Below are 21,157 nucleotides of genomic sequence, written 5' to 3'. Positions count from 1 at the left end.
TAAATTTTTGTATACAATTATAAAAAATCAATAAAAATATATATTATAAGAATAAAATTTAGCACAATTTTAAACAACTAAATGCTACTAATATAAATAAATTATTGATACTAAAATTATACATTAAACTCTTCTAGAACCTTTATTGCGAATCTTGCATTTGGATACGTAATAGACCCACCACCAATTACACCTATTTTTATTGCTTCTATAATTTCATCATTACTCGCACCAGAATTAATACAACCCTCAATATGATAACAAATACATTCATCACATCTACTTAAAATAGAAATAGCTAATCCCATTAATTCTTTATTTTTTTTGCTTATAGCTCCTTCTGAATAAGCTTTATCATCAAGACTTCCAAATACTCTGAAAAATTCATCTGTATCACTTAATTTTTTATTGTAAAACTTTCTATATTCCTTTATTTCTTTAGTATTCATGTTCTACCTCCTATATTTATAAATAATTTTTTATAATAATAGCACACTATACTTATGCTTTCAACATTAAATGCAAATTTTCAAATTATATTCAATAGATTAATTAATATAAGTTTTTAAAATTTTCAATATACCATATTAATTTCATTAAATAATATTTTTTCAGAGCTAAAACAAACATCTTAGTACATTTTAAATTATATATTTTAGCTCTGAAAAGTATTGCATTCATTTAAATATTATGATGATTATTGATTGTATTAGTTATTTTTCATTGAAACTCTGTATATCAAATAAGAATATATAAATGGTAGTATTACAATTACAAAAATTACAAACATATTATAAAAAGGTATGTTAATAAAAGCATTAATAATTAACAATATCCCACCAATAATCCAAATCCATCCAGCTAAACGATGTGTCTTATTCCAATTGTCTTCATCATTAAGAGTCCATGGTGAAATTATTCCCATAGTATTGACTTTCTTTTTAATCTAATAAAACCTTATCTATTATATGAATTTTCTTCTATTATTTCTATATTTTCTATATTTTTTAACACGCTATAAAACATATTAGTATCATTTTAGTATCATAAATTAATTTTATTTATCATCTTCCCAATTCTTAATCCAATTATCCAAATCTTTTATTTTATCTTCTGATAAATCTTCTTCTTCATGTAATGCTGTTAATAGACTTTTTAAAGAGTTGTTATGTAAAAAGCTAAAAAACTTTTTTGTTTCAAATTTTAAATACTCTTTTTCTTTAATAGCTATCATATAATAAGTACATTTACTTGTTTTTTGTGCATATAAAAAATTTTTTTTAACTAGTTTCGATAAAATTGTTAGTGTTGTATTTTTATTCCAATCATATATTTGTTTCATAGCTTCTACAACTTCTCTAGAAGCTATCTTCTCTTCTTCTAATCCCCAAATAAATTTCATGACTTTCAACTCTGATTCAGGTAATTTACTAATTTTCATAGTCTGCACCCCTTTGCCAATATATATATGTAAATTCTATCTCAATAAAGTTTTACAAACAAGATAATTAAGGTAAATATACCCATCCAATTTTTACCAATATTATTTTTTTGAGTTTAGAATACTTCCTTAATGAGATTGACATTTTATTTATTTCGAGTTATTATGAAGTTAACTTCACATGAAGTCAGCTTCATATAGAAAGAGGGTATGGAATGAAAACAAAAGTGCGAGAATTTCGAACAAATATGGGTCTAACACAGCAACAACTTGCTGATTTAGTCCATGTATCAAACAGAACAATTATTTCTATTGAAAAAGAGCAATATAGTCCTTCTCTTATGCTTGCCTACCGTATAGCACAAGTATTTGATACAACGGTTGAAGAACTATGTTGTTTAAAAGAAAATAAAGAAATGGAGGATAAAAAATATGAAAGTAAAAAATAGACGAGGTTTTATAGTAGGTATTATAGCTTCTATGTTATGTTGTGCTAGTATAGTTATTTACTGCATTTTAAAAGAACAAAGATTCCTAATTTCATCATTCCTTTTAATTACAATAGCAATCTTTAATTTTTACAATGCTTTTTCAAGAAAAGGCATTGTTGAAGAATTGCACGATAATGCAGATGAAAGAGACTTATATTTAACAATGAAAACAAGTCATATATTAGTTAAAATTATGAATTATACATTATGTACCTTTACATTTCTTTTCATCATAGCTTATAGTGCATGGAAAAATCAATCACTTCTAGTTATAGCTATAACACTATGCATCATTGAGATTTTTTTATTTGTTGCATATTTACTTATCAATATATTTTTAGAGAAAAAAGAGTAAATACAAGAGGTGATATAAATGTGTTTTAAGACTTATATACTAAAAAGAGTAATAAATAACAAGCAACTAGAAATAACTCGTAGTTTTGACTTAGATAGTCTCATTTGTACTGCAACAGAAATATTGAAAGATAATAAGATTGATTTGATAATTATTGATGAAAAAAACAATGTTGTTTGGAAAAGTAAAAAGAGCATCCCTTATGACAGAAAATGCTCTCTTTATGGTTAACTTAGTAAAGATGGATTGGATGTTCATCTTTACTTTTTTTATTATATCATATAATTTACTCTATGAAAAAGACCTATTTAAATCGTTTTTAAGATATGTTGAGTAAGGTTCTTGATAGTTTATACTATCTTAATGTATTTCAAAAAATAAGCACTCTCTTTATAAGAGTGCTTTGCTTATCTTAAGTTCTTTCCAACTTCATAAATAAATATAATATTTATATGAACGTTTTAAACCAATAAACAAAGGGTACGTATCAAAATAAAAATTTGATACATACCCTTTTATTAATTTCTTATCTTTTCTAAAATTGATTTAAACACTAGTATCTTTGTGATGTACTTATTAATGTTTTAGATTCATTCCCAGCAGAAACTATTACCATAGCTCTATATATATGATTTTTGGAAACAGAATATGAGTTAGAGCTAGAACAAATCTTCCCTCCTATTTTTTTAGAAGATATTTTTATATCCACCCAATTCTCTGATTTTAATTCTTGCAACTTTATAATAATAGAGGTTTTATTGACATTTGATTTTCCAACTACCGATGCATTTATTTTTACATAACCATCAGAAGCTGAAATCCTACAACTGCAATTTAATATAAAAACTGATATTGGAATTATATTTTTCTGACTTTCTTTAGTGTAGAGAATATCGGATAAATTAAGTTCTTCTGCAAAACTAATTAGATTTAATGGTACTATAATTATCGAAATATATAAAAATATTGAAATTATTTTTTTTATTTTCATTAATTAGCCTCCTTAAACTTTCGTTCATGTATATAGCAAATAAGAATCTACATTTTGGACAAAATTTTATCTAATATTTTCTGCAATTTTAATAAATTCTATTTTATCTTTCTTTGTTATTTTTTTCGTCGCTAGTTCTTTAGATAGTATGTATATGTTATTTTTATCATCCCATAATAATTGTTGTGTATTCCCTTTTTCAACGTATTGAGCATAATGATTATCAAATCGAATATTTTCTGTCTTAGTTCCTTCAGTATTTAATGATACAACATCTCTATTCATTTGCATTGTCTGATAAACTATGTAATTATCTAACTTATCTTTGTATGTTATGACAAGATAATCATCTTCTTTAACTCTCTCGACTTCTTTATATCCAAAAGAAATGTACTCAGGCTCTTTGTAAGAATAAGTTTTCTCTATATTAGGATTAATAAAATTATAATCAGTAAATTCCTTATATATTTTTTTCATCATTCTCATCAGATTTTCTGGGAAAGCTTCTGTATTTACAGTTGTTATAGTAATTAGGCCTGTTAAAACTATTAAAAAGATAATTACCACTTTTTTAAAGTATCTATAACATGTATTTTCAGTCCTTTTTTTATCTTTTTTAATAAGTTTATTCAATTTATTTTCAAACTCAAGTGAAAACACATGGTTAATATCTTCATCACAAGGTAGCTCATTCAATACTTTTTCTTCTATTTCAGGAAGTTTAGAATACAATAGTTCTTCTATGTCCAATTCATTCTTATTCATTTACTGGTACCTCCATTTCATATAACAGTTTTTTTAATTTTTCTAAAGCTCTTTTATTTCTTTTGTATAAATTAGCTTCTGTTATATTCAATATCTTTGAGATTTCTTTATTAGAAAAGCCATGACTATACTTTAATAACATTATTTGTAAATCTATCTGAGGAAGCTTCTTTAAAGCTTCTACTAAATTGATATACTCTCCTAGATTTTCAATTGATAAATCTAAGGTATTGAATTTATAATTTTCATCATTAATATCACTTATTTCTTCTCTTTTTCTTCTATTATAGATATTTATAGAAGTTCTTTTTACTATAATAACAACAAATCCTTTAGTTTTTACACTCTTAACATCATCTATTTTGCTTAAATTATCTATTATTTTTATAAATGAATTATGTACAGCATCTTCAGATAAAGACTCATCTTCCAAAATTTGATTTGCCACATAAAACATCAACTTCTTATACCTAATATAGATTTCTTCAAATTTACTTTTATCCTTTTCTGAATCTATAATAGCCAGATACATTAACATAATTAGCAGCCTCCTGTAAATGATTTTACTTTAATAGAATAATTATACAAGATTTCCAGAGGAATATGTGTATTAAACTTAAATTTAAACTATTATATTATAGAATTATAAGAAAAAAAGAACTAGATTATCTAGTTCTTTTTTTCTTATAATCTTATAGGTATCCATTAGTAAAATATGTTATCAAGGTGGCTATAGCTATTAGCAAAATGATTATTATAACTTTTAACCATCTTTTCTTTATCGTTTTTGCTATAAAAACTACTGAAAAGGCAAGAACTATGTTTGATAACAATATTCCAATATTCATAGATATCAACTCATTTCTGTTTATTTCTATTGGTAAACTACTGATTGACAATAATATTCTTCAATTTCTCCTGCAACTCCTATAGTTACCTTTCTAGTTCTTATTTTATATATCATTCCACCTTTTGGGTCTGATACCATAGCCTGAACTATAGAACCTGCTATAACTCCGATTACAGCTCCTCCAACACCTGTAATTAATGCTGAAAGTATACCAATTGTGCCATTAACTCCAGTTGATTTTATAAGTGAAAGGTCTGATTTTTTTAGATATATATCCCATCCACCTTTTACCTTTACAGCTTTTCTTACACCTTCTTTATATCTTGCATTGCTAAAATATCCAGCATCTTTTAGCATCTGGTCAGTAGCAAATCCATTTGCTTTAAGATATGCAGCCATTTCTCCATCTGTCATAGTATATTCAGTTCCTATTGGCGTGTTGTCTTCTAAATCTTTAGTAGTGAGATATGTATGTTCTTGCTTTACAGGTTCCATCGCATTAGCTATACCAGTTAATGGAGTAATACACATAGTTGTTATCATTGTAATTGCAAGTAGATTATTTATTCTCTTTGAATTCATTAAAAAACACCATCCTTTATTATTCTATTTAACTATATAACAAATGAAACTCCATTTTTTAGACATATATATATAATTTTTTTAAAATTCATTAAAATAATTAGATTCTATTGGCAATGGTAATTATCCTCCTAATATCTAAAAATATCCTTTTATTTTTACTATATGCACATAAACGACACAATTTCTAATTATTATAAATTATATATATTTTTCAGTAGCCCCATGCTCTTTTAAGCTCAAATCTTTTTCTCTTAATCTATTATTCTCAGCTTCTAGAAAAAGAATCTCTTTCTCTAGGTTTTGATTCATAGTTTTTAGTAAAATAAGCTCACTATTTAAGTTTGCATTCCCATTTTTTAATGGAGGAAGCTCATTATTTAAGCTTATGTCCCCATTTTTTGGTGGAAGAAGCTTTTCTTCCTTATCTAAAGAATTTATCCAGGACCTTAATGTAAAAAAACGATTAATCATTTCTGGCATGGAAAACATAATAAAGATGCACGACATTATCAGCAATAACAATAGCCAAAACGATTCACTATATATACTTTTATATTGTATAAAAACATCATAAGAGAATATATATGCAGCTATTAAAAATATTGTTATGCTTTCAAGACTATCTTTAAGCCTGCTAAACGAACCATGTATTAATATTCTGAAATAAGAATATGTACCAGGTTTCATATACTTATAAGGAATTTCATATAAAAGTGCTGAAATTACAAATAAAATAAATGCTATTGCACTAAGCACTGTGAAAAAACGTAATCCAACTGACAAAAATAATGAGATATATCTAAGAATTGTATCGCCCAAAATGACTTTTACCATTGAAAATGTATTACTCCAGAAAAAATTGCAAACTGACAATATAATTAGCATCATATAAAAGAATGATTTTATATATGCAATTTTAAGTTGTAGTTCATGTTCATCTTTATTTAAAAACCATGTATAAAAAGCTACCATATTTTATTGTTTCCTTTCAAATTTTAATTTGTATATTCTCCATACTACACAGATAGTTCGCCCTAAATTAATTATAAGTTCTATAATCTCCAATTTGCAATAAAAAGTAGCTAAAAGCTTCACTAACTTTTATTTTTAATATTATAAACTTTCGTTCCTTTGGGCATGGAAACACAAAGATATGATTTTCTTTACAGATTTAAAAATCTCCTATATGCTGGAATTAGTTAATAAATTTTCAAGAAAATCTATGTATATTCTACATCACCACAGAAAATAATATGATGAATATTTCAATAATAGAGATATAGCATATGCAATTGAAATAAGCGAATTCATTAAATTTGATACAGGCATAAACCCAAAGGAATATAGATAACTTCATAGCTCCACAATCATATAAGTATATAATTGACACTCCACTAGGACTAAAGAAATTTGAGCTTCAAAAATAGCAATATACTAAATGATTCACCATATATATTTGTATAAAAGCAATAAAAGACCACCTAAAAAGGTGGCTTTTTATATTTTAATTTGTTAATTTTTGTAATATTCTATATACTCTTTATACTCATTATTGCTATACTTTAATGTAAGAAGATTAAATATAATATGAATTGGTGATTATTTATGAAAAAGAATCTAAATACTTTCTTATGGTATGTATTAGGTATATTTCTTTCAGGCTTTATACTATCATTACTATTTGATAAATGGCTATACTTAGTTTCTTATATACCTACGCTTTAAAAGGTAGCAACTATATTAAGTTGCTACCTTTTAATCATCAATGCTTAAATTTTGATACTCTAAAATTTTTAATTTGAGACTTGAATAACTGTTCAATCTCATCAACTACATTCTGTATCTTATTTTCATATCTTGAATCATAATATATATTTATCTCACCTATGCTATTTATACTTATAGAATAATCTTTCTTACATTTAGGAAGATAGTTTCCAAATAAAATAACTACTATCCCCAAAATCAATCCTGTATAAAAATTAAACTCCAAACTAATTCCTGTTGAATACAAAACCATCATTATTTGTAAGATGACTGCAAGTATAGCGACTCCCCATTTTGATAAATTTTGCATGACATTTGAAAAATTAGCCTTTTTAGGTTCATTTTCAAGTCTAAACCATGTATACAAATGAACACATAGCATTAGTAATGGTACCCCAAAAGCTGCTATAAATTTTGGAGCATAATTATCTGGATTTCCATAAGTATCAAAATGAATTGCAACTTCATTTGGTAGTATATTGTAAAAATATATTGATACAATAAATGGTATAAAACATATTAATGTAGATAAAATAAATTGTTTATTTATCGCTTTTTTCATTATCTTTTTCTCCCTTCTCCATAAATTGTGAAAACCAAAGCATAACCTCTTCAAAAACCGAAATGTTTATTTCATAGAAAATAAAATTTTTATACTTTGTCTCAAATATGAGTCCTGCCTTTTTTAATTGAGATAGATGATAAGAAATTGTGGCATTTGTCATATTAAATTTTTCACTAATTTCTCCTGCTGACATTTTATTCCCCCTTAACATAAGTAATATTTCTCTTCTTACAGGGTCTGAAAGAGCTTTAAACGTTTCTGGAAAACCCAACACCATCACCTCTCTATTTAGAATTTCATCTAATTAGAATATAGCATAGGTATTATTATATTTCAATATCTATTTAGATTTTTTTCTAAATACTTATTTTAAATTATCAAATAAAGTTTTTATTTTCTTTAAATAAGTTGATTTTACTTACATTTTATTTCTATTCAAATATCTTAACTTCAAAAAATAAAAGAGCCTAGAAGTTAACTCTAGACCCTTATATTTTATATATTTTCTATATTTAAAATATAATGCATACAATTATGCAACATATTCATATTTTGCTTTGTATTCTCTCATTGCATCATTCCAAGCTTCTTGTACTGTTACACCTTTTTTATTGGCGATTTTTTGTGCCAATTCGATTATCTTCATAGCTCTTCTTGATATATTCATAAACAACTCCTCCTACAAATTATTATATATTTCATATAAATAAAATTAAAATTATATTTTTTTAATATATAATCTTTCTATATATAATATTACAATTTATATGTGTATTACATATGAACTATATTAGAAGATAATTAGAACTTTTAAAAGTCATTTGATATATTTTAATATAATAAAATCACAACTACTTATAAAATTTAAAAGTTAATCAATTAAAATAACGTTTGATACACTAATTTTGTGACCATAAACAATGCCATTACTAAAAATATTGGTTTTATCATCTTTGAACCTTTTTTTATAGCAACTTTAGCACCCACATAAGCTCCTATTATCATTACTAATGCAAACACTATAGCAATTTTGTAGTATACTTGACCATTGATTATAAACAATAATAATGATGTTATGTTACTTGTTAAGTTTAATATTTTTGTATTTGCAGAAGCATGTAAAAAATCATATCCATATATTTTTATAAATCCAAAAGTTAAAAAAGTACCTGTACCAGGTCCAAAAAAACCATCATAAAAACCCATTATAAGAGCCATAATCATACCTAATCTTAGATTTTTCTTATTAATACCTTCAAAATTATCTTCTTGACCTAAGTTTTTAGAAATAAAAGTGTAAGTAGCCACTATTAAAATCATTATTACAACTAAAACATTTAATATATCTTCACTTATTGATAGTACACATCTTACACCTAAAATACTACCAATAATAGTAAATGGTACTAATTTCTTTAAAAGTTCATTATTAGTTTTACCAGATTTTGAGTATCTATAAGCACTACTTATACAACCTGCTGATGCAGCAAATTTATTTGTACCAATAGCAAGATGTACTGGCACTCCAATCGCCATAAGAACAGGCATACTTATGAGTCCACCCCCTCCTGCTATAGAGTCTACAAAGGCAGCTAAAAAACCTCCTATGCATAAAAAAATAATTACAAGCATAAAACTCCTCCACATATTCTATCTCAATTTTATTAACAACATATATCTTACTTATGTTGTAATATTATTCTATTTTATTTGTTTATTGTTGTTATTTTTTACAAGTGTTGGTATCTCAATGTTTTATTAAGGTCAGTTTTGTTGTTTATGTTTTATTGTGCTTAATTCAAATTTATTCTATTCTTTATTTTCGGTGGCAAGATGGTGGCAAGTTAGATTTTGTCACCATTTATTTTTAAGAAATATAGTTCATTAATATAAATATAGAAAGGAGGTGAAAAGATAGATAAAACAAACTCGCCAAAGTTAAAACTGCTCTCTATATCTTACCTATTTTAATAAATTTAATTGATAAACTAATTAAGTTATTAAAAGATTTATAGTTTTATAAGCTAGGAAGAATTTAATCTTCTTCCTAGTCATTTCTTCCTAGATATTATAACACATTTTCTATAAAATATAAGTGATAAAGTTTACAAAATCTGTATTGTCATAGTTGCTATAACTATAGTAATAGACATAATACTTTTATTTTTGCATTTTAATACTAGCAATATAATAGGATTAATAATAAGCATTTTATTGTTAATATTTGTTACATTACAATATAAAAAAAGAGGGAAATAGTTTGGAGCAAAAAGAATCTGAAATAGTTTATAGTAAAGGTGGCTCAGGTACTTATTCTGCTAAAATTTCTTTACCTTTAAGCCAACTTGAAAAAATGAGATTTACAAGGGAAAAACGTAAGGCAATAGTTATTTTTGATGAGGAATAATTTTAAAATAAGTAGGTGTAATGTAAGCATCTACTTATTTTTATTATATTTTGTATTTCATATTAATAGATTTTATAAATTTATTGAAAAATATGGATAAAAGTGTTGCATATTACGCCCCGTAATGTTATAATATATTTATAGATAAGGAGGTGACAAAATTAAAAACTAAGAAAGGAGGACAAAGAGAGTGGGGAGATTAGAAAGAAGAAAAAATAAAAAAGAGAACAAATTTAATATACTTAAAAAAGTTCTCTCTTTTATATTATTAATACTAAATATAGCTCTTACAGTTTTAAGACTAATTAAAGAACTATAAGAGTTAAGCCTAGAAGGAAATGCACTTCCTTCTAGGTGGTTTCTTTCTAATATTATAACATACTTTCTAGAATACCATGAATAGAAAATTTTACAAAATATGTATTGCTGTTGTTTTAATAACTATAGTATTTGATGTAATACTCTTAATAAAAAGTTTTGATATCTGGAATATCATTGGCTTATTAATAAGTATCTCACTATTAGTTTTCTTTACAAAAGAATTAAAAAAGGATGGAAATTAAATGGAGCAAAGAGAATTAAATATAAGTTTTCATAAGAGTGGAAATGGATACACTACCACTAGATTATCTTTACCTATCAATTGGGTTAAAGAATTGGGTATATCTCAAGATGAAAGAAAAGTTATAGTTACACTAGAAGATGGTAAAATAACTATTGAAAAAGCTGAGAATGATTAAAAAAAGGAGGTGGTAACTATTTTAGTTGCTACCTCCTAATCAGTTTATTTGTTTATAAAATCTAATGCTTTATAAAGGGTGTCAAATCTATCATTACCCTTTATCATAGTATATTTTTCTGTCGTTATGGAACTTATCTTATTACATGCTCCTCCTCCTACAACATATAGATTCTCGGTTTTGAAGGGTTTATAATCTTTTATATCACAAACTAAGCATTCTTCTTTTTTATATCCCCAACCAATTACAGTCGCAGGTATCTTATCAACTTCGCCATCGTAAACTATTGTATGTTTATACATGATTTTATCCTCATTATTTATATTTTTATTTAATATGCCTTCTGCAATTAATCTCGCTACTGTATTTTTGTATTTAATATAATAATCTGTATCAGCCTTACTATCTACAAAACAAGTTTCAATTAATATTGCTGGTGCTTTTGTGTGACTAAGCCAGTAAAGACCTCTTACATCTGTTTTTGCGCCCCTATTTTTAAATACAGTTGATAATTTTGAATTAACTCTCTCAGCATATGTTTTACCATTATTAGTTTTATATATTGTTTCTATACCCATTGGATTTAAGGTTGCACTATTTGCATTAAAATGAATTTGTACTGCTAAATCTACATCTTGTCTGTTGGCTATTTGACATTGTTCTGCTAAGTAATTATTGGATTTATCTATCTTACCTGTATATACAGTTGCTCCACCCTGTTTTAACCATTTTACTATTAAGTCAGTTAGTATTCTATTTTCTTTTCCTTCATCTATATAACCTACTGCTCCAGTTCCTTTTCCTGTTAGAGTATGCCCTGGTACTATTGCTACTTTCATCATTTATCACCTTCTTTCTGTAGCATTACCTTTATATCTGTTACATCTTCCTTTATTTCCTCCACATCAGTTTTCATTGCTCCCATTTCAACAAGTATATTTTTATTGATTTCCTGTTGTTGTGTAGATAGTTCGATAAAGTTTTCTACTGTCTTTTTATACATGTCTCTATCTTCTTTTTTCTCTTGCATAGTATTTTTGAATAATAAAGCACATAAGATTCCTATTGCTCCTAAACTACTTAATTCTGTTAATAATTTTTCCATGATGACCTCCTACTAAAATTGATATAAAAAAAGAACCTGTGTATTTTAGATAATAGGTTCTTTTGGTACTTCTTCTTTATTTATCATGTTTGTTAATTCTGTATATTCATTCTCTTTAATTCTATTTAATGCATAGAATACATCTAACTTGTTTTGCAATTCTTCTTTAGTTTCATAATTTTTTTGTTCAATCATTCTTTTTAAAATATTATACATATTCTTACCTCCAAATTTTTATAACTTTATAGCATATTATTTGTGTTAAGTTCTAACATAGCTATTCTATAAGCATTATCTATTAAAAAATTGTCTTGCTCTTTTTGATTTTCTTTTAAAATTGTACTTTCATCAAGTGGTTGTTCTGGTTTGACTGGATTGTTTTGTAATTCTAACCATTCATTATAAGACTGTTCACCTGTTTTAATAATTTCTCCTTTGCTTATTAAAGGTGTCCACAATTGTCCACTATCTGTAATAAAAAAATTATCAATTCCTATATTGTCAATTTCTTCTTTTGAGAAATTATGCTCTTTTATTATTTTAAATTTCACTTTATCCATACTTTAAACCTCCAAATTTACAACAACACTAATTAAAATTCCTTTATTCGTAATATCATGACCTGGAGTTAACATTAGTATAGTATTATTTACACAAGCTATCCCTACAGTGTCAACTTGTTCACAAGAAGAATTCATAACTGGACAAGAATAGTTTTGTCTTGATATACCTAAAGGTAATTTAATTATTGCTTCTTCTAAAACAGTAGATGATGTATTTTTTGTCACAATCATGTTTACAAATAAGTACTTTCCTACATTTGTAATAGTAGCTGATTGCCATACTTTATCCCATCCATTTATAAATTTAAAATCAATATTATTTTCAGTTTTAATTATTGATGTAATTTCTTTTAAATTTTCTCTAATAACTTCTATATGACTACCTAAATTTTGTGTACTTTCAAAACTAATATTTGGAGTTATAGCCCCAGCATTACAAATAAATCTAGTTTGATTATCATATTGTTCTAAATTTAATGATGTCAATTCAATTTCTCTTGGTGTTTCTAATTCATAAATTATTTTTAAAGGGCTTTTCTTTAATTTTTCTTTAAAATTAGCAATACTAAAAGGAGATATCAAAGTATCTACTATATCTATTACACCTATTCCATTTTCTGTTGATATAGATAATGCTGATTCAGTTTGAACATTATATATATAGTCCACATAAGATTGCTTGTACAAGTTAGTTACAAACTTAGACATATCTAATCTTAATACAGATATATCTAAATTTAATCTAAACTCATACATTCCATGAACTTCTATCCAATTTTCATTACCATTAAAAACTATTTCTTCACATCTTTGTATTAGTTTATATGAACCATTTTTGTAGACTATTTCATCTCTTATTCCATTTGGTAAGCTTCTTAATGTGTATGGAATTACCTTTTTATCATATTTATTTCCTTTAGTTATAATTGTTTTATTACCATCATCATGCAAATCTTTTATTATAGTAACTTTTAGATATTTTGCATTTTTAGGACTTCTAGTAACATAAAAAATATCTTTATCTCCTATTATTCTTTCATTTAATGGTGTTGGTATAAAACTCTTATTTATATCATACCAACAAATATTTCTACTACAATTATAAAAAGTATACTCTGTATTTGGTTCTATTTCTATATAGTCTAGCGTATATTTATGATTCCTAGCTTCAGAAATAAGTTCCTCTCCATTAAGATATTGTAAAATATAATTATCTTTAAAATCGGAATTCTTATTAAAAATATTAATTCCACTATATTGATAACTTAAAAGTTCTATTTTATCTCTTTGCCCAACACTTAATAGTTCATTAGAGTAATCTATATTAATATCTGTATAATCTCCTTCTAATATGGTAATTTTCAAACTTACTTCATAACCAGATGCAAGTGTATCATTATCTAAAACACTCCTTAAAGCCACATTACAATCACTTAAGTCTGATATTGTTGTGAATGTATATCTGAATTTCCCAATCACTCCTCCTAATATAGCTATATTTGTCAGATTAGGAATAAATACTGAATTTTCTTCTCCTAAACTATGAATATATATTCCACTTGTACTAGGTAAAGTATTTTTATCAACATCAACTATTATTGTATATATAGTATCTGGTTTATATAAAGTATAATTGGTAGTAAAAAAATTAGAATATCTTATATCATTTTCTGTTAGTATGTTTATTTTTCCATCTAAAAAAGTGGCTTTCCATAAAGAAAAATCTGAACTAGTTTTTCCCCATAAATCAATTAGTGTCTTACCTTGTATGTTAAAATTAGTTAAATATCCCTTCTTACTGTTTTCTATAGAACATTCTCCATTATCTGCCACATAAGAAATATTAGGCACTTCTTTTAAATTCTCTATATCTTCAAACCTTTTATTTGTATCAACTGGTAAATTTAATATCTTTTGTCTAGCTTCTTCATTTAACAAATTATATTCTCCTTTCCATTTAATGAAATAAAAAAAAGCCTTAAAGCTCTCTTTTAATCCAATATATAGCTTCCATTAAAAATTATCCTAGTGCTATTTTTATTAACTATTGCTAGTTTTATATATCCTTCTGGTCTTATTTCCAAAGACCCTAAGCTCTCCCCACTATCAAATATTTGTATTGGTGCAATCTTACTTGGTGTAAACTCTTTAGGTAAATAAACAATTATTGTACCTGCTGTAAATAGACCATCTTTAATTACGGAAGAAATTTGAACAACATTACCTATCTTGCTTAATATTAATCCTTGGTGTATATCATACGCTTTTTCCCATCCATTTAGCAACTTATCAGATAAATCTATGGTTTTACTATAAGTATATATGTTTTCTAAAGTATTAATTTTTCTTTTTAAAATTTCTATATTATTACCAAAATTTTGAGTTAAATCAAAACTTACTTTTGGTATTATACTTCCTGTAGATAGCAAAAATTTTGTTTTATCTTCAAATGTTTGCATACTTAAATCCACAAGTTCAATCTCTTGTGGTCTTTCTAATGGATATACAACTGTAATATTATTACTCTCTAACCAAGTTTTAAAGGTTTCCAAACTATTAGCTTTTGTCTTAGATATTCTTATCATTGTTTGATAGTTATTATTTGCACCACTTGCTATACACTCATAATCTGAGTTAGATAATTGAAGAGCTGACACTTCTTTAAATTTATCTGATTTTAAGATACATGTATTCTCATTAGAATTAATTACACCTAAATTTGTTGTGAAAACAATAGTGTTGTCTTTTTCTATACTGGTATGAATCCCCCAAGTTTCCTGTCCATTTAGAATTGTTTCTTCGCATTTTTGTACTAATTTATAGCTATTATTTTTATAAACTATTCTATCCTTAATTTCATCAGATAAATTTCTTAATATATATGGTATTATTTTTATATTGCCTTTTTTATAAATATTCAATGGGAAATAAAACTGGTCTGTTCGTGCATAATACAATCTAAAATGAGTACAATCAGTAGGTGTTTCAAAGTTATTTGAATTTAATATAACTGATTTAAATATGTTATTCTCATTCTTAAATTGAATTTGTTTTCTATTACCACCTAAGAAATAATATTCTACATTTGGATTACACTCAATCCAATTTGTAGTTATACAAGGCATTCCTTGTATAAGCTCTTCCTCTAATGAGTTTCCATTAAAATATCCATCTTGATAAGTTCCATCAAATAGATTTTCTCCTTGATAACTCAGAAGTTTTATATTATCTCTTTGTCCAACACTTTGTAATCCATCAAAATATTTAAAGTATTTTATATCTTCACTTGTATAGTCACCTTCTAATACTAACATTGCCTTTGATATTTTTTGTTTATCTATATCAGTTTCTCCCCAACCATCAGATGTATGACCATAACACATAATTTCTGATACAGTAATATTAGTATCTGGAATAATATATAGTACTTTACTCTTTGGTGGAATTGTTATATCTCCAATATTTCCATAAGTGTATTTTATTTGTTTATCACATAGATTTATAAAGGTATAAGCTTTAGCACTTTCAATATATCTAAATGGATTATTATATCTAACTCCATCTGTGATATAGATATTATTAGGATTAGCTAAATTAACTAGCGTCTTACCTTGTATATTAAAATTAGTTAGATAACCTTTCTTACTATTTTCTATAGTATATTCTCCTATATCTGTACTACATTTTATATTGTCAACTTCCTTGAGATTTTCTATATCATCAATTTTATTTTCTAAGGATTTTAATAAAGCTTCTATCTTTATAGAAGAATAAGTGGTTGTTTCAGTACTTCTATTATCATCAATTGTTGCTGAAACCATATTTATGACTGAGTTTCCATTTACAATTATACATTCAAGTTCATTGTTTGATTCATTAAAAACTTTTAGCCTATTATCATCTAAAATTTGATATGAACAAAATATATTGTTATTGGTAGTCTTATCTATTAAACTTACAAGTACTTTTCTAGTTACAAGATTATGTTCAACTATAGCTGTATATGTACTTTCGTCTAATATCCAATCATTTGTTGATATATCTTTAGATATAGCTACATTAGTGCCACCTTGAATTAATTTATCTAAATCTTCTTTGCTCGCTTTCTTACTAAGTTCTAGGTTAATATTATCCTGTTCATTATTTAGTTTATTAATATTTTTTACTACATCTTCATTTAACAATTAATCACCTTCTTTGCTCTAAATAAACTATTTAAAAACGCATGTAAAGAACATAAATTTCCTATAGTTCCTAGACTACTTGAGTGTGTAACTAATTCTTCCATTTTATTTTCTCCTGTTTTTTATCGTTTTATTTTTATATATTAATTATTTAGCATAAACCATATAGCCCCAAGTACCCGAGTCTCCAGTTTCCGTAAAAGCACATCCTCCTACGCATACATACCTCGCTGATTCTCCTCTTCCTGATGAAATTTGTCCAATTGTTGTTGTTATAGTTCTTACTATGACCTTATTTTGTAAATGAGCTATATTACCAGTTGTTGATGTTCCGTTGCTCCATGAACCTATTAACAAACTCATGTATAGACATTGATCCGGGTCGTTGCTTGTTATCATTGCCCCACTTGCATTTGAGATTCTATTCCCACTGTCTATATATGTAGCTGTTCCTTTCGTAAAATATGTTGAGTTCGTAACAGTAGTTTCAATATTATTGTAATACGCTTGTAAATAAGGAGAAGTCGCTAAGCTTGTTCTAGCATTACTTGATTTTAACATCATATTTAATGCTACTGGTGTTTTTGTTATTATATTCATTGCATTACTATTTTTCATAAAAACATTCATTGCATTGCTGTTATTCATAACTTGACTGATTGCACTAGTACTATTCATAATTATAGTCATAGCATTAGTGGAATTTGCAATACTATTAAAAGCATTTGAATTATTCATGATTGCAATGAACGCCGTGGAATAGCCAATAATTGCATTTATAGCTGTTGCATTCGCTGAGATTTGAGCCATTGCAGTTCCGCTACTAATGCACATATTTAAAGCTGTAGAATTCTTTATCATTCTATTAATAGCATTTAAATTCCCACTGATAGTCTTCATCATGTTAGTATTATTTACTATAACATTTAAAGTTGGTGTACTAGTTAGAATTGCATCTATAAACATTGAAACATTAACAAGTGCATTTGCCATATTCGCATTATCCATTATCAAATCAGCAATATATGCGAAATTAGAATTATTTTCTTTTATGACTTGTATTTTATCATCTATTTTTTTATAATTTTCGCTTATTTCTTTTAAGAATGGGAATACATCTTCTTTATACATATTCGTGTTGCATTGTTCTTTTGATGCATCTACATTTGTTTTAATATTGTTAGTATAATTAAAAACTGTCACTAAAATCCCTTTAGAATTTATAATTTTAGGCATTATTACTCCGCTTACTTCATTGTTAGTTAATATCTTATTTATAGAATTAGAATTAGCTATTAATGTTTTTACAGCTTCAACATCTTTTAATATTTCCATTACTGAGTTTTCGTTCGTGGCAATTTGCGTCATAGCTTCATCGCTGTTAATAATCGCATCCCTAATGACATTATTTTTTAAAATCGCTTTAATAACTATTGGCTCCGCTGTAATTCTTAAAATATATTGACCCAGTAAATCCATTGCGATTGAACTCACCACAACTGCATCCATGCTCGATTTACACATAGTTAAAGCTACTATTGCATTACTATTATTAAGTATTGCATTAGTAGCTTCTGTATTTGCCAATATTTCCTCTATAGTTGTAAGACTTTCTAAATCAGTATTATTTAAATTGAAAGTAGAATTAAACCACATGCCTATGCTTGACTTTTCTTGTTCCCTTGTAACATATCTATCATACCCTGCTTTAAATTTTTCCTCTAATGAATTGTAATATTCTATAGTCATTCCCTTTACTACATTATCAGCATTTCCTAAACTAAATATATCTGTTCTATAAAAAGCATTTAATTGCTCGCCTAATTTAGTGCTTTTATCAAACAGGTTATCTATGTCTGTTTCTGAAAAAGCTGCATATACTACTTCTCTAATTCCTCGATTAGAAAATAGATATAAACTATTTAAATATAACTCTTCCCATATTCTAATATTACCATCATAAAGTACATAACTGTCTAGTTCATTTAGTTTTAAATCATTCAAATAGTTTAAAAAATTCAAAGGTTCGCCTTGTATGTCACTGTTTACCTTATATACCTCTGACCAGCTCATTAAATCACCCCTTCACTTGTAACAGATTCTTGTATCATTCCATTTTCAAAATTAGTTATTGTTGTACTGATTAATATATCATTTATATACTTTTCTTTTGATATAGAACCATTAGCATTAAACTTTGTAATATACTTGATATTATTATCTAATACCTCTGTTATAGAGCCATTCGTATTAAATTTTGTCTCTTTATTTTTAAAAGTATCTAATTCAGAAAGTTTTTCTTTTTCTTCAGTTGTATAATCTTCTGTAGAAAGTCCTTTTCCTTCTACTTTCTCAACATATATATCATGAACATGTTCTAAATTGGCTTTTTTATCTAATCCATCTTTTAATAGTCTTTTTATCTCTATGCTAGAGTAAGTACTTTCAAGAGATTCTATATCATCATTAATAGTGAATTTTATAAGTTCAATAGTTGAACCACCATTAACTACAGTAATTTCAATATCTATAGCAATTTCATTAAATAATACTATATTATTATCATCTATAATTTTATAAGATGTAATCAAACTTTTCTTGTTAAGTTTATCTATAGAAGATACTAGTATTTTTTGAGTAACAAGATTATGCTCCACTGAAAGTTCAAATCCTCCATCAACTTCAATCCATTCAGATGTATCATATGATTTATTAAATGCTACATTTATTCCACCAGCAATAAGCTGCTCTATTTTTAAATCTAGTTTATTAAAATCATAAGTTAATCTCTCTTTTAAAGTATCTTTTATCTGACCATCTGTTGTTTCTTTTGATTGTAATATTTCTCCCGCTGTATCTAAATTTTCTAATTCATTGAACCTTTTTTCAAACTCAGTTATTTTATTGCTAACAGTGGTTGTCATATCTGTTTTAGCAGTATCTACTTCAATTATTTTATTATCAACCTCATCTACTTTATCATCTACTTTTTTCTGCATATTAATTATAGATGTTTGCCTAGTTGATTCATTTAATTCTCTAGTTTCCTCATTACTTTTTCTAAGTTCTTCATTCTCTTCTCTTTTAGTTTCTGAACTTTGTCTTGTTATTTCATTTGCTTTTCTTGTTTCTTCATTAGTTTCCCTTGTTGTTTCACTAACTTTTCTAGATTCTTCATTAGTTTCCCTTGTTGTTTCACTAACTTTTCTAGATTCTTCATTAGTATTTCTAGTTTCTTCACTAGCATTTCTTACTTCTTCACTTGCTTTTCTTGTCTCTTCATTTATATTTCTAGTTTCTTCGCTAGTATTTCTTACTTCTTCACTTACTTTTCTTGTCTCTTCATTGCTTTTTCTTAGTTCTTCATTTTCTTCTCTTATATCTTCATTACTTTTTCTTAGTTCTTCACTTTCTACCCTTTTAGTTTCTGATTCTTGCCTAGCTACTTCACTAGTAACTCTTGTTTCTTCACTAGTGTTTCTTACTTCTTCACTTGCTTTTCTAGTATTTTCATTTGATTCCCTTGTTTCTTCACTAGTTTTTCTTATTCCCTCATTTGATTCTCTAACTGTCTCATTGTTTTCTCTTGTTTCTTCATTTGTATTTCTAGTTTCTTCACTTGACTCTCTGACTATCTCATTGTTTTTTCTTATCTCTTCATTAGCTTCTCTTGTTGTTTCATTTGTCTTTCTAAGTTCCTCATTAGCTTCTCTAGTCGTTTCACTTGTCTTTCTAGTTTCTTCATTAGTTTCCCTAGTAAGCTCTTGCGTTTTTCTTATTTCCTCATTATCACATCTTTCAGCTTCATTACCTTTTCTTTGATTTTCACTTTCAATTCTTATATCCTCATTGCCAACTCTTACATTTTCAGAACTTATTCTAATTTCTTCATTAGATTTTCTTACATTTTCATTTTCTTGTCTTTCTTCTTCATAACTTAATACATTCAATATGTCTTTTATTATATCCCAACTAGGCTCATCCTCTATTGCATTTCTATTTATACTTTTTTCAACTTTTATTATTGTAGAAAATGTAGTAACTACCTTGTCATCTTTATATAAAGTTATCTCAGAAGCAACATCACCTTCCTCTGAAAGCTCTATATGACTTAATTCAGTATAAACAGTTGAACCTTCTATAGTACAATTCTTCTGAGTAACTCTTCCACTTGGTAAACTAAAAAATGCTAATGCTGTATATTCAGTTAAATCAACATCTATAGAATCTTGTACTATCCTCATGTTATAAGATACATTATTATCATTTTGCTTATATCTAGCTATTTGATACATCTTTGTATTGATGTCTACAATATAAATTCTATCTCTCAAGATTTATCACATCC

Annotated in this window: 27 protein-coding genes; 7 read left to right on the top strand and 20 right to left on the bottom strand. The window is 26.3% G+C overall.

Translation table 11 applies throughout. From position 1 onward, the window contains the following. Positions 1-116 precede the first annotated feature (116 nt). The 3 genes from Q3287_RS16665 to Q3287_RS16655 all read right to left on the bottom strand — a co-directional run bounded on the left by Q3287_RS16665 (position 117) and on the right by Q3287_RS16655 (position 1,441). Positions 117-449: a carboxymuconolactone decarboxylase family protein gene (locus Q3287_RS16665; protein ID WP_407964461.1), complete on the bottom strand. Its 333-nt coding sequence runs from the start codon at positions 447-449 to the stop codon at positions 117-119. Positions 450-709: 260 nt separating this feature from the next. Beyond that, on the bottom strand, positions 710-925 hold the full coding sequence (locus tag Q3287_RS16660; RefSeq protein ID WP_407964460.1) for an SdpI family protein: 216 nt from the start codon (positions 923-925) through the stop codon (positions 710-712). 132 nt (positions 926-1,057) lie between these two features. Beyond that, complete coding sequence (locus Q3287_RS16655; protein WP_407964459.1) at positions 1,058-1,441, bottom strand: BlaI/MecI/CopY family transcriptional regulator; 384 nt, start codon at positions 1,439-1,441, stop codon at positions 1,058-1,060. 215 nt (positions 1,442-1,656) lie between these two features. Between Q3287_RS16655 and Q3287_RS16650 the strand changes: the two genes are divergently transcribed. From Q3287_RS16650 to Q3287_RS16640, 3 genes are read left to right on the top strand one after another with little or no spacing between them, the layout of a single operon-like run. Further along, on the top strand, positions 1,657-1,890 hold the full coding sequence (locus tag Q3287_RS16650; RefSeq protein WP_407964458.1) for a helix-turn-helix transcriptional regulator: 234 nt from the start codon (positions 1,657-1,659) through the stop codon (positions 1,888-1,890). After that, positions 1,874-2,287 (top strand): hypothetical protein, encoded by a 414-nt coding sequence (locus Q3287_RS16645; RefSeq protein ID WP_022619796.1) that lies wholly within the window; start codon positions 1,874-1,876, stop codon positions 2,285-2,287. Before Q3287_RS16650 ends, Q3287_RS16645 begins: the two co-directional genes overlap by 17 nt. A gap of 18 nt (positions 2,288-2,305) precedes the next feature. Then, positions 2,306-2,518 (top strand): hypothetical protein, encoded by a 213-nt coding sequence (locus Q3287_RS16640; RefSeq protein ID WP_407964457.1) that lies wholly within the window; start codon positions 2,306-2,308, stop codon positions 2,516-2,518. Between the two features lie 322 nt (positions 2,519-2,840). On the opposite strand, the gene Q3287_RS16635 is transcribed toward Q3287_RS16640, so the two are convergent. From Q3287_RS16635 to Q3287_RS16595, 9 genes are all read right to left on the bottom strand, one after another. Further along, a complete protein-coding gene (locus Q3287_RS16635; RefSeq protein ID WP_407964456.1) occupies positions 2,841-3,278 on the bottom strand; it encodes a hypothetical protein in 438 nt (145 codons plus the stop codon). A 66-nt stretch (positions 3,279-3,344) separates the two neighbouring features. Beyond that, entirely contained in the window at positions 3,345-4,043 is a 699-nt protein-coding gene (locus tag Q3287_RS16630) for a DUF4367 domain-containing protein (protein ID WP_407964455.1), read from the bottom strand. Further along, positions 4,036-4,581, bottom strand: a complete 546-nt coding sequence (locus Q3287_RS16625; RefSeq protein ID WP_407964454.1) for an RNA polymerase sigma factor — start codon at positions 4,579-4,581, stop codon at positions 4,036-4,038. Before Q3287_RS16625 ends, Q3287_RS16630 begins: the two co-directional genes overlap by 8 nt. 336 nt (positions 4,582-4,917) lie before the next feature. Beyond that, positions 4,918-5,475 carry a hypothetical protein gene (locus Q3287_RS16620; protein ID WP_407964453.1) on the bottom strand — a complete coding sequence of 186 codons (558 nt, stop codon included), beginning with the start codon at positions 5,473-5,475 and terminating at the stop codon, positions 4,918-4,920. A gap of 201 nt (positions 5,476-5,676) precedes the next feature. Further along, the gene (locus tag Q3287_RS16615) at positions 5,677-6,450 is read right to left on the bottom strand and encodes a hypothetical protein (RefSeq protein ID WP_196337445.1); all 774 of its coding nucleotides are present in this window, start codon (positions 6,448-6,450) and stop codon (positions 5,677-5,679) included. A gap of 790 nt (positions 6,451-7,240) precedes the next feature. Next, a complete protein-coding gene (locus Q3287_RS16610) occupies positions 7,241-7,807 on the bottom strand; it encodes a DUF1648 domain-containing protein (protein WP_407964452.1) in 567 nt (188 codons plus the stop codon). After that, positions 7,788-8,081: an autorepressor SdpR family transcription factor gene (locus Q3287_RS16605; RefSeq protein ID WP_021384784.1), complete on the bottom strand. Its 294-nt coding sequence runs from the start codon at positions 8,079-8,081 to the stop codon at positions 7,788-7,790. The genes Q3287_RS16610 and Q3287_RS16605 overlap by 20 nt, the downstream gene beginning before the upstream one ends. A 261-nt stretch (positions 8,082-8,342) precedes the next feature. Beyond that, entirely contained in the window at positions 8,343-8,477 is a 135-nt protein-coding gene (locus Q3287_RS16600) for a hypothetical protein (RefSeq protein ID WP_284181950.1), read from the bottom strand. Between the two features lie 212 nt (positions 8,478-8,689). Continuing rightward, positions 8,690-9,442, bottom strand: coding sequence for a sulfite exporter TauE/SafE family protein (locus Q3287_RS16595; RefSeq protein ID WP_407964451.1), 753 nt, complete (start codon positions 9,440-9,442; stop codon positions 8,690-8,692). 628 nt (positions 9,443-10,070) lie between these two features. Between Q3287_RS16595 and Q3287_RS16590 the strand changes: the two genes are divergently transcribed. The 4 genes from Q3287_RS16590 to Q3287_RS16575 all read left to right on the top strand — a co-directional run bounded on the left by Q3287_RS16590 (position 10,071) and on the right by Q3287_RS16575 (position 10,957). After that, the gene (locus tag Q3287_RS16590; protein ID WP_243193344.1) at positions 10,071-10,217 is read left to right on the top strand and encodes a hypothetical protein; all 147 of its coding nucleotides are present in this window, start codon (positions 10,071-10,073) and stop codon (positions 10,215-10,217) included. A gap of 190 nt (positions 10,218-10,407) precedes the next feature. Further along, positions 10,408-10,536, top strand: coding sequence for a hypothetical protein (locus Q3287_RS16585; protein WP_255615882.1), 129 nt, complete (start codon positions 10,408-10,410; stop codon positions 10,534-10,536). A 76-nt stretch (positions 10,537-10,612) separates the two neighbouring features. Then, complete coding sequence (locus Q3287_RS16580) at positions 10,613-10,780, top strand: hypothetical protein (protein WP_227845232.1); 168 nt, start codon at positions 10,613-10,615, stop codon at positions 10,778-10,780. Beyond that, entirely contained in the window at positions 10,781-10,957 is a 177-nt protein-coding gene (locus Q3287_RS16575) for an AbrB/MazE/SpoVT family DNA-binding domain-containing protein (protein WP_054276791.1), read from the top strand. It abuts the gene before it with no gap. Positions 10,958-11,001: 44 nt separating this feature from the next. On the opposite strand, the gene Q3287_RS16570 is transcribed toward Q3287_RS16575, so the two are convergent. The 8 genes from Q3287_RS16570 to Q3287_RS16535 form a co-directional block, all read right to left on the bottom strand. Further along, positions 11,002-11,796: an N-acetylmuramoyl-L-alanine amidase gene (locus Q3287_RS16570; protein WP_407964462.1), complete on the bottom strand. Its 795-nt coding sequence runs from the start codon at positions 11,794-11,796 to the stop codon at positions 11,002-11,004. After that, a complete protein-coding gene (locus Q3287_RS16565) occupies positions 11,796-12,062 on the bottom strand; it encodes a hypothetical protein (protein WP_021426475.1) in 267 nt (88 codons plus the stop codon). The genes Q3287_RS16570 and Q3287_RS16565 overlap by 1 nt, the downstream gene beginning before the upstream one ends. A gap of 45 nt (positions 12,063-12,107) precedes the next feature. Then, on the bottom strand, positions 12,108-12,278 hold the full coding sequence (locus tag Q3287_RS16560) for a hypothetical protein (protein ID WP_227434936.1): 171 nt from the start codon (positions 12,276-12,278) through the stop codon (positions 12,108-12,110). Between the two features lie 26 nt (positions 12,279-12,304). After that, positions 12,305-12,622, bottom strand: coding sequence for a hypothetical protein (locus Q3287_RS16555; protein ID WP_407964450.1), 318 nt, complete (start codon positions 12,620-12,622; stop codon positions 12,305-12,307). A 3-nt stretch (positions 12,623-12,625) separates the two neighbouring features. Continuing rightward, on the bottom strand, positions 12,626-14,563 hold the full coding sequence (locus Q3287_RS16550) for a hypothetical protein (RefSeq protein ID WP_407964449.1): 1,938 nt from the start codon (positions 14,561-14,563) through the stop codon (positions 12,626-12,628). A 53-nt stretch (positions 14,564-14,616) separates the two neighbouring features. Next, positions 14,617-16,809: a hypothetical protein gene (locus Q3287_RS16545; protein ID WP_407964448.1), complete on the bottom strand. Its 2,193-nt coding sequence runs from the start codon at positions 16,807-16,809 to the stop codon at positions 14,617-14,619. 147 nt (positions 16,810-16,956) lie between these two features. After that, positions 16,957-18,882, bottom strand: a complete 1,926-nt coding sequence (locus Q3287_RS16540) for a phage tail protein (RefSeq protein WP_407964447.1) — start codon at positions 18,880-18,882, stop codon at positions 16,957-16,959. Next, positions 18,882-21,143: a hypothetical protein gene (locus Q3287_RS16535; protein ID WP_407964446.1), complete on the bottom strand. Its 2,262-nt coding sequence runs from the start codon at positions 21,141-21,143 to the stop codon at positions 18,882-18,884. The genes Q3287_RS16540 and Q3287_RS16535 overlap by 1 nt, the downstream gene beginning before the upstream one ends. Between the last annotated feature and the right edge of the window lie 14 nt (positions 21,144-21,157).

The sequence above is a fragment of the Clostridioides sp. GD02404 genome (assembly GCF_045898275.1).
GTDB lineage: Bacteria > Bacillota > Clostridia > Peptostreptococcales > Peptostreptococcaceae > Clostridioides > Clostridioides difficile_A.
The sequence above is the reverse complement of the archived record's forward strand: the minus strand, read 5'-3'. Positions and strand labels throughout refer to the sequence as shown.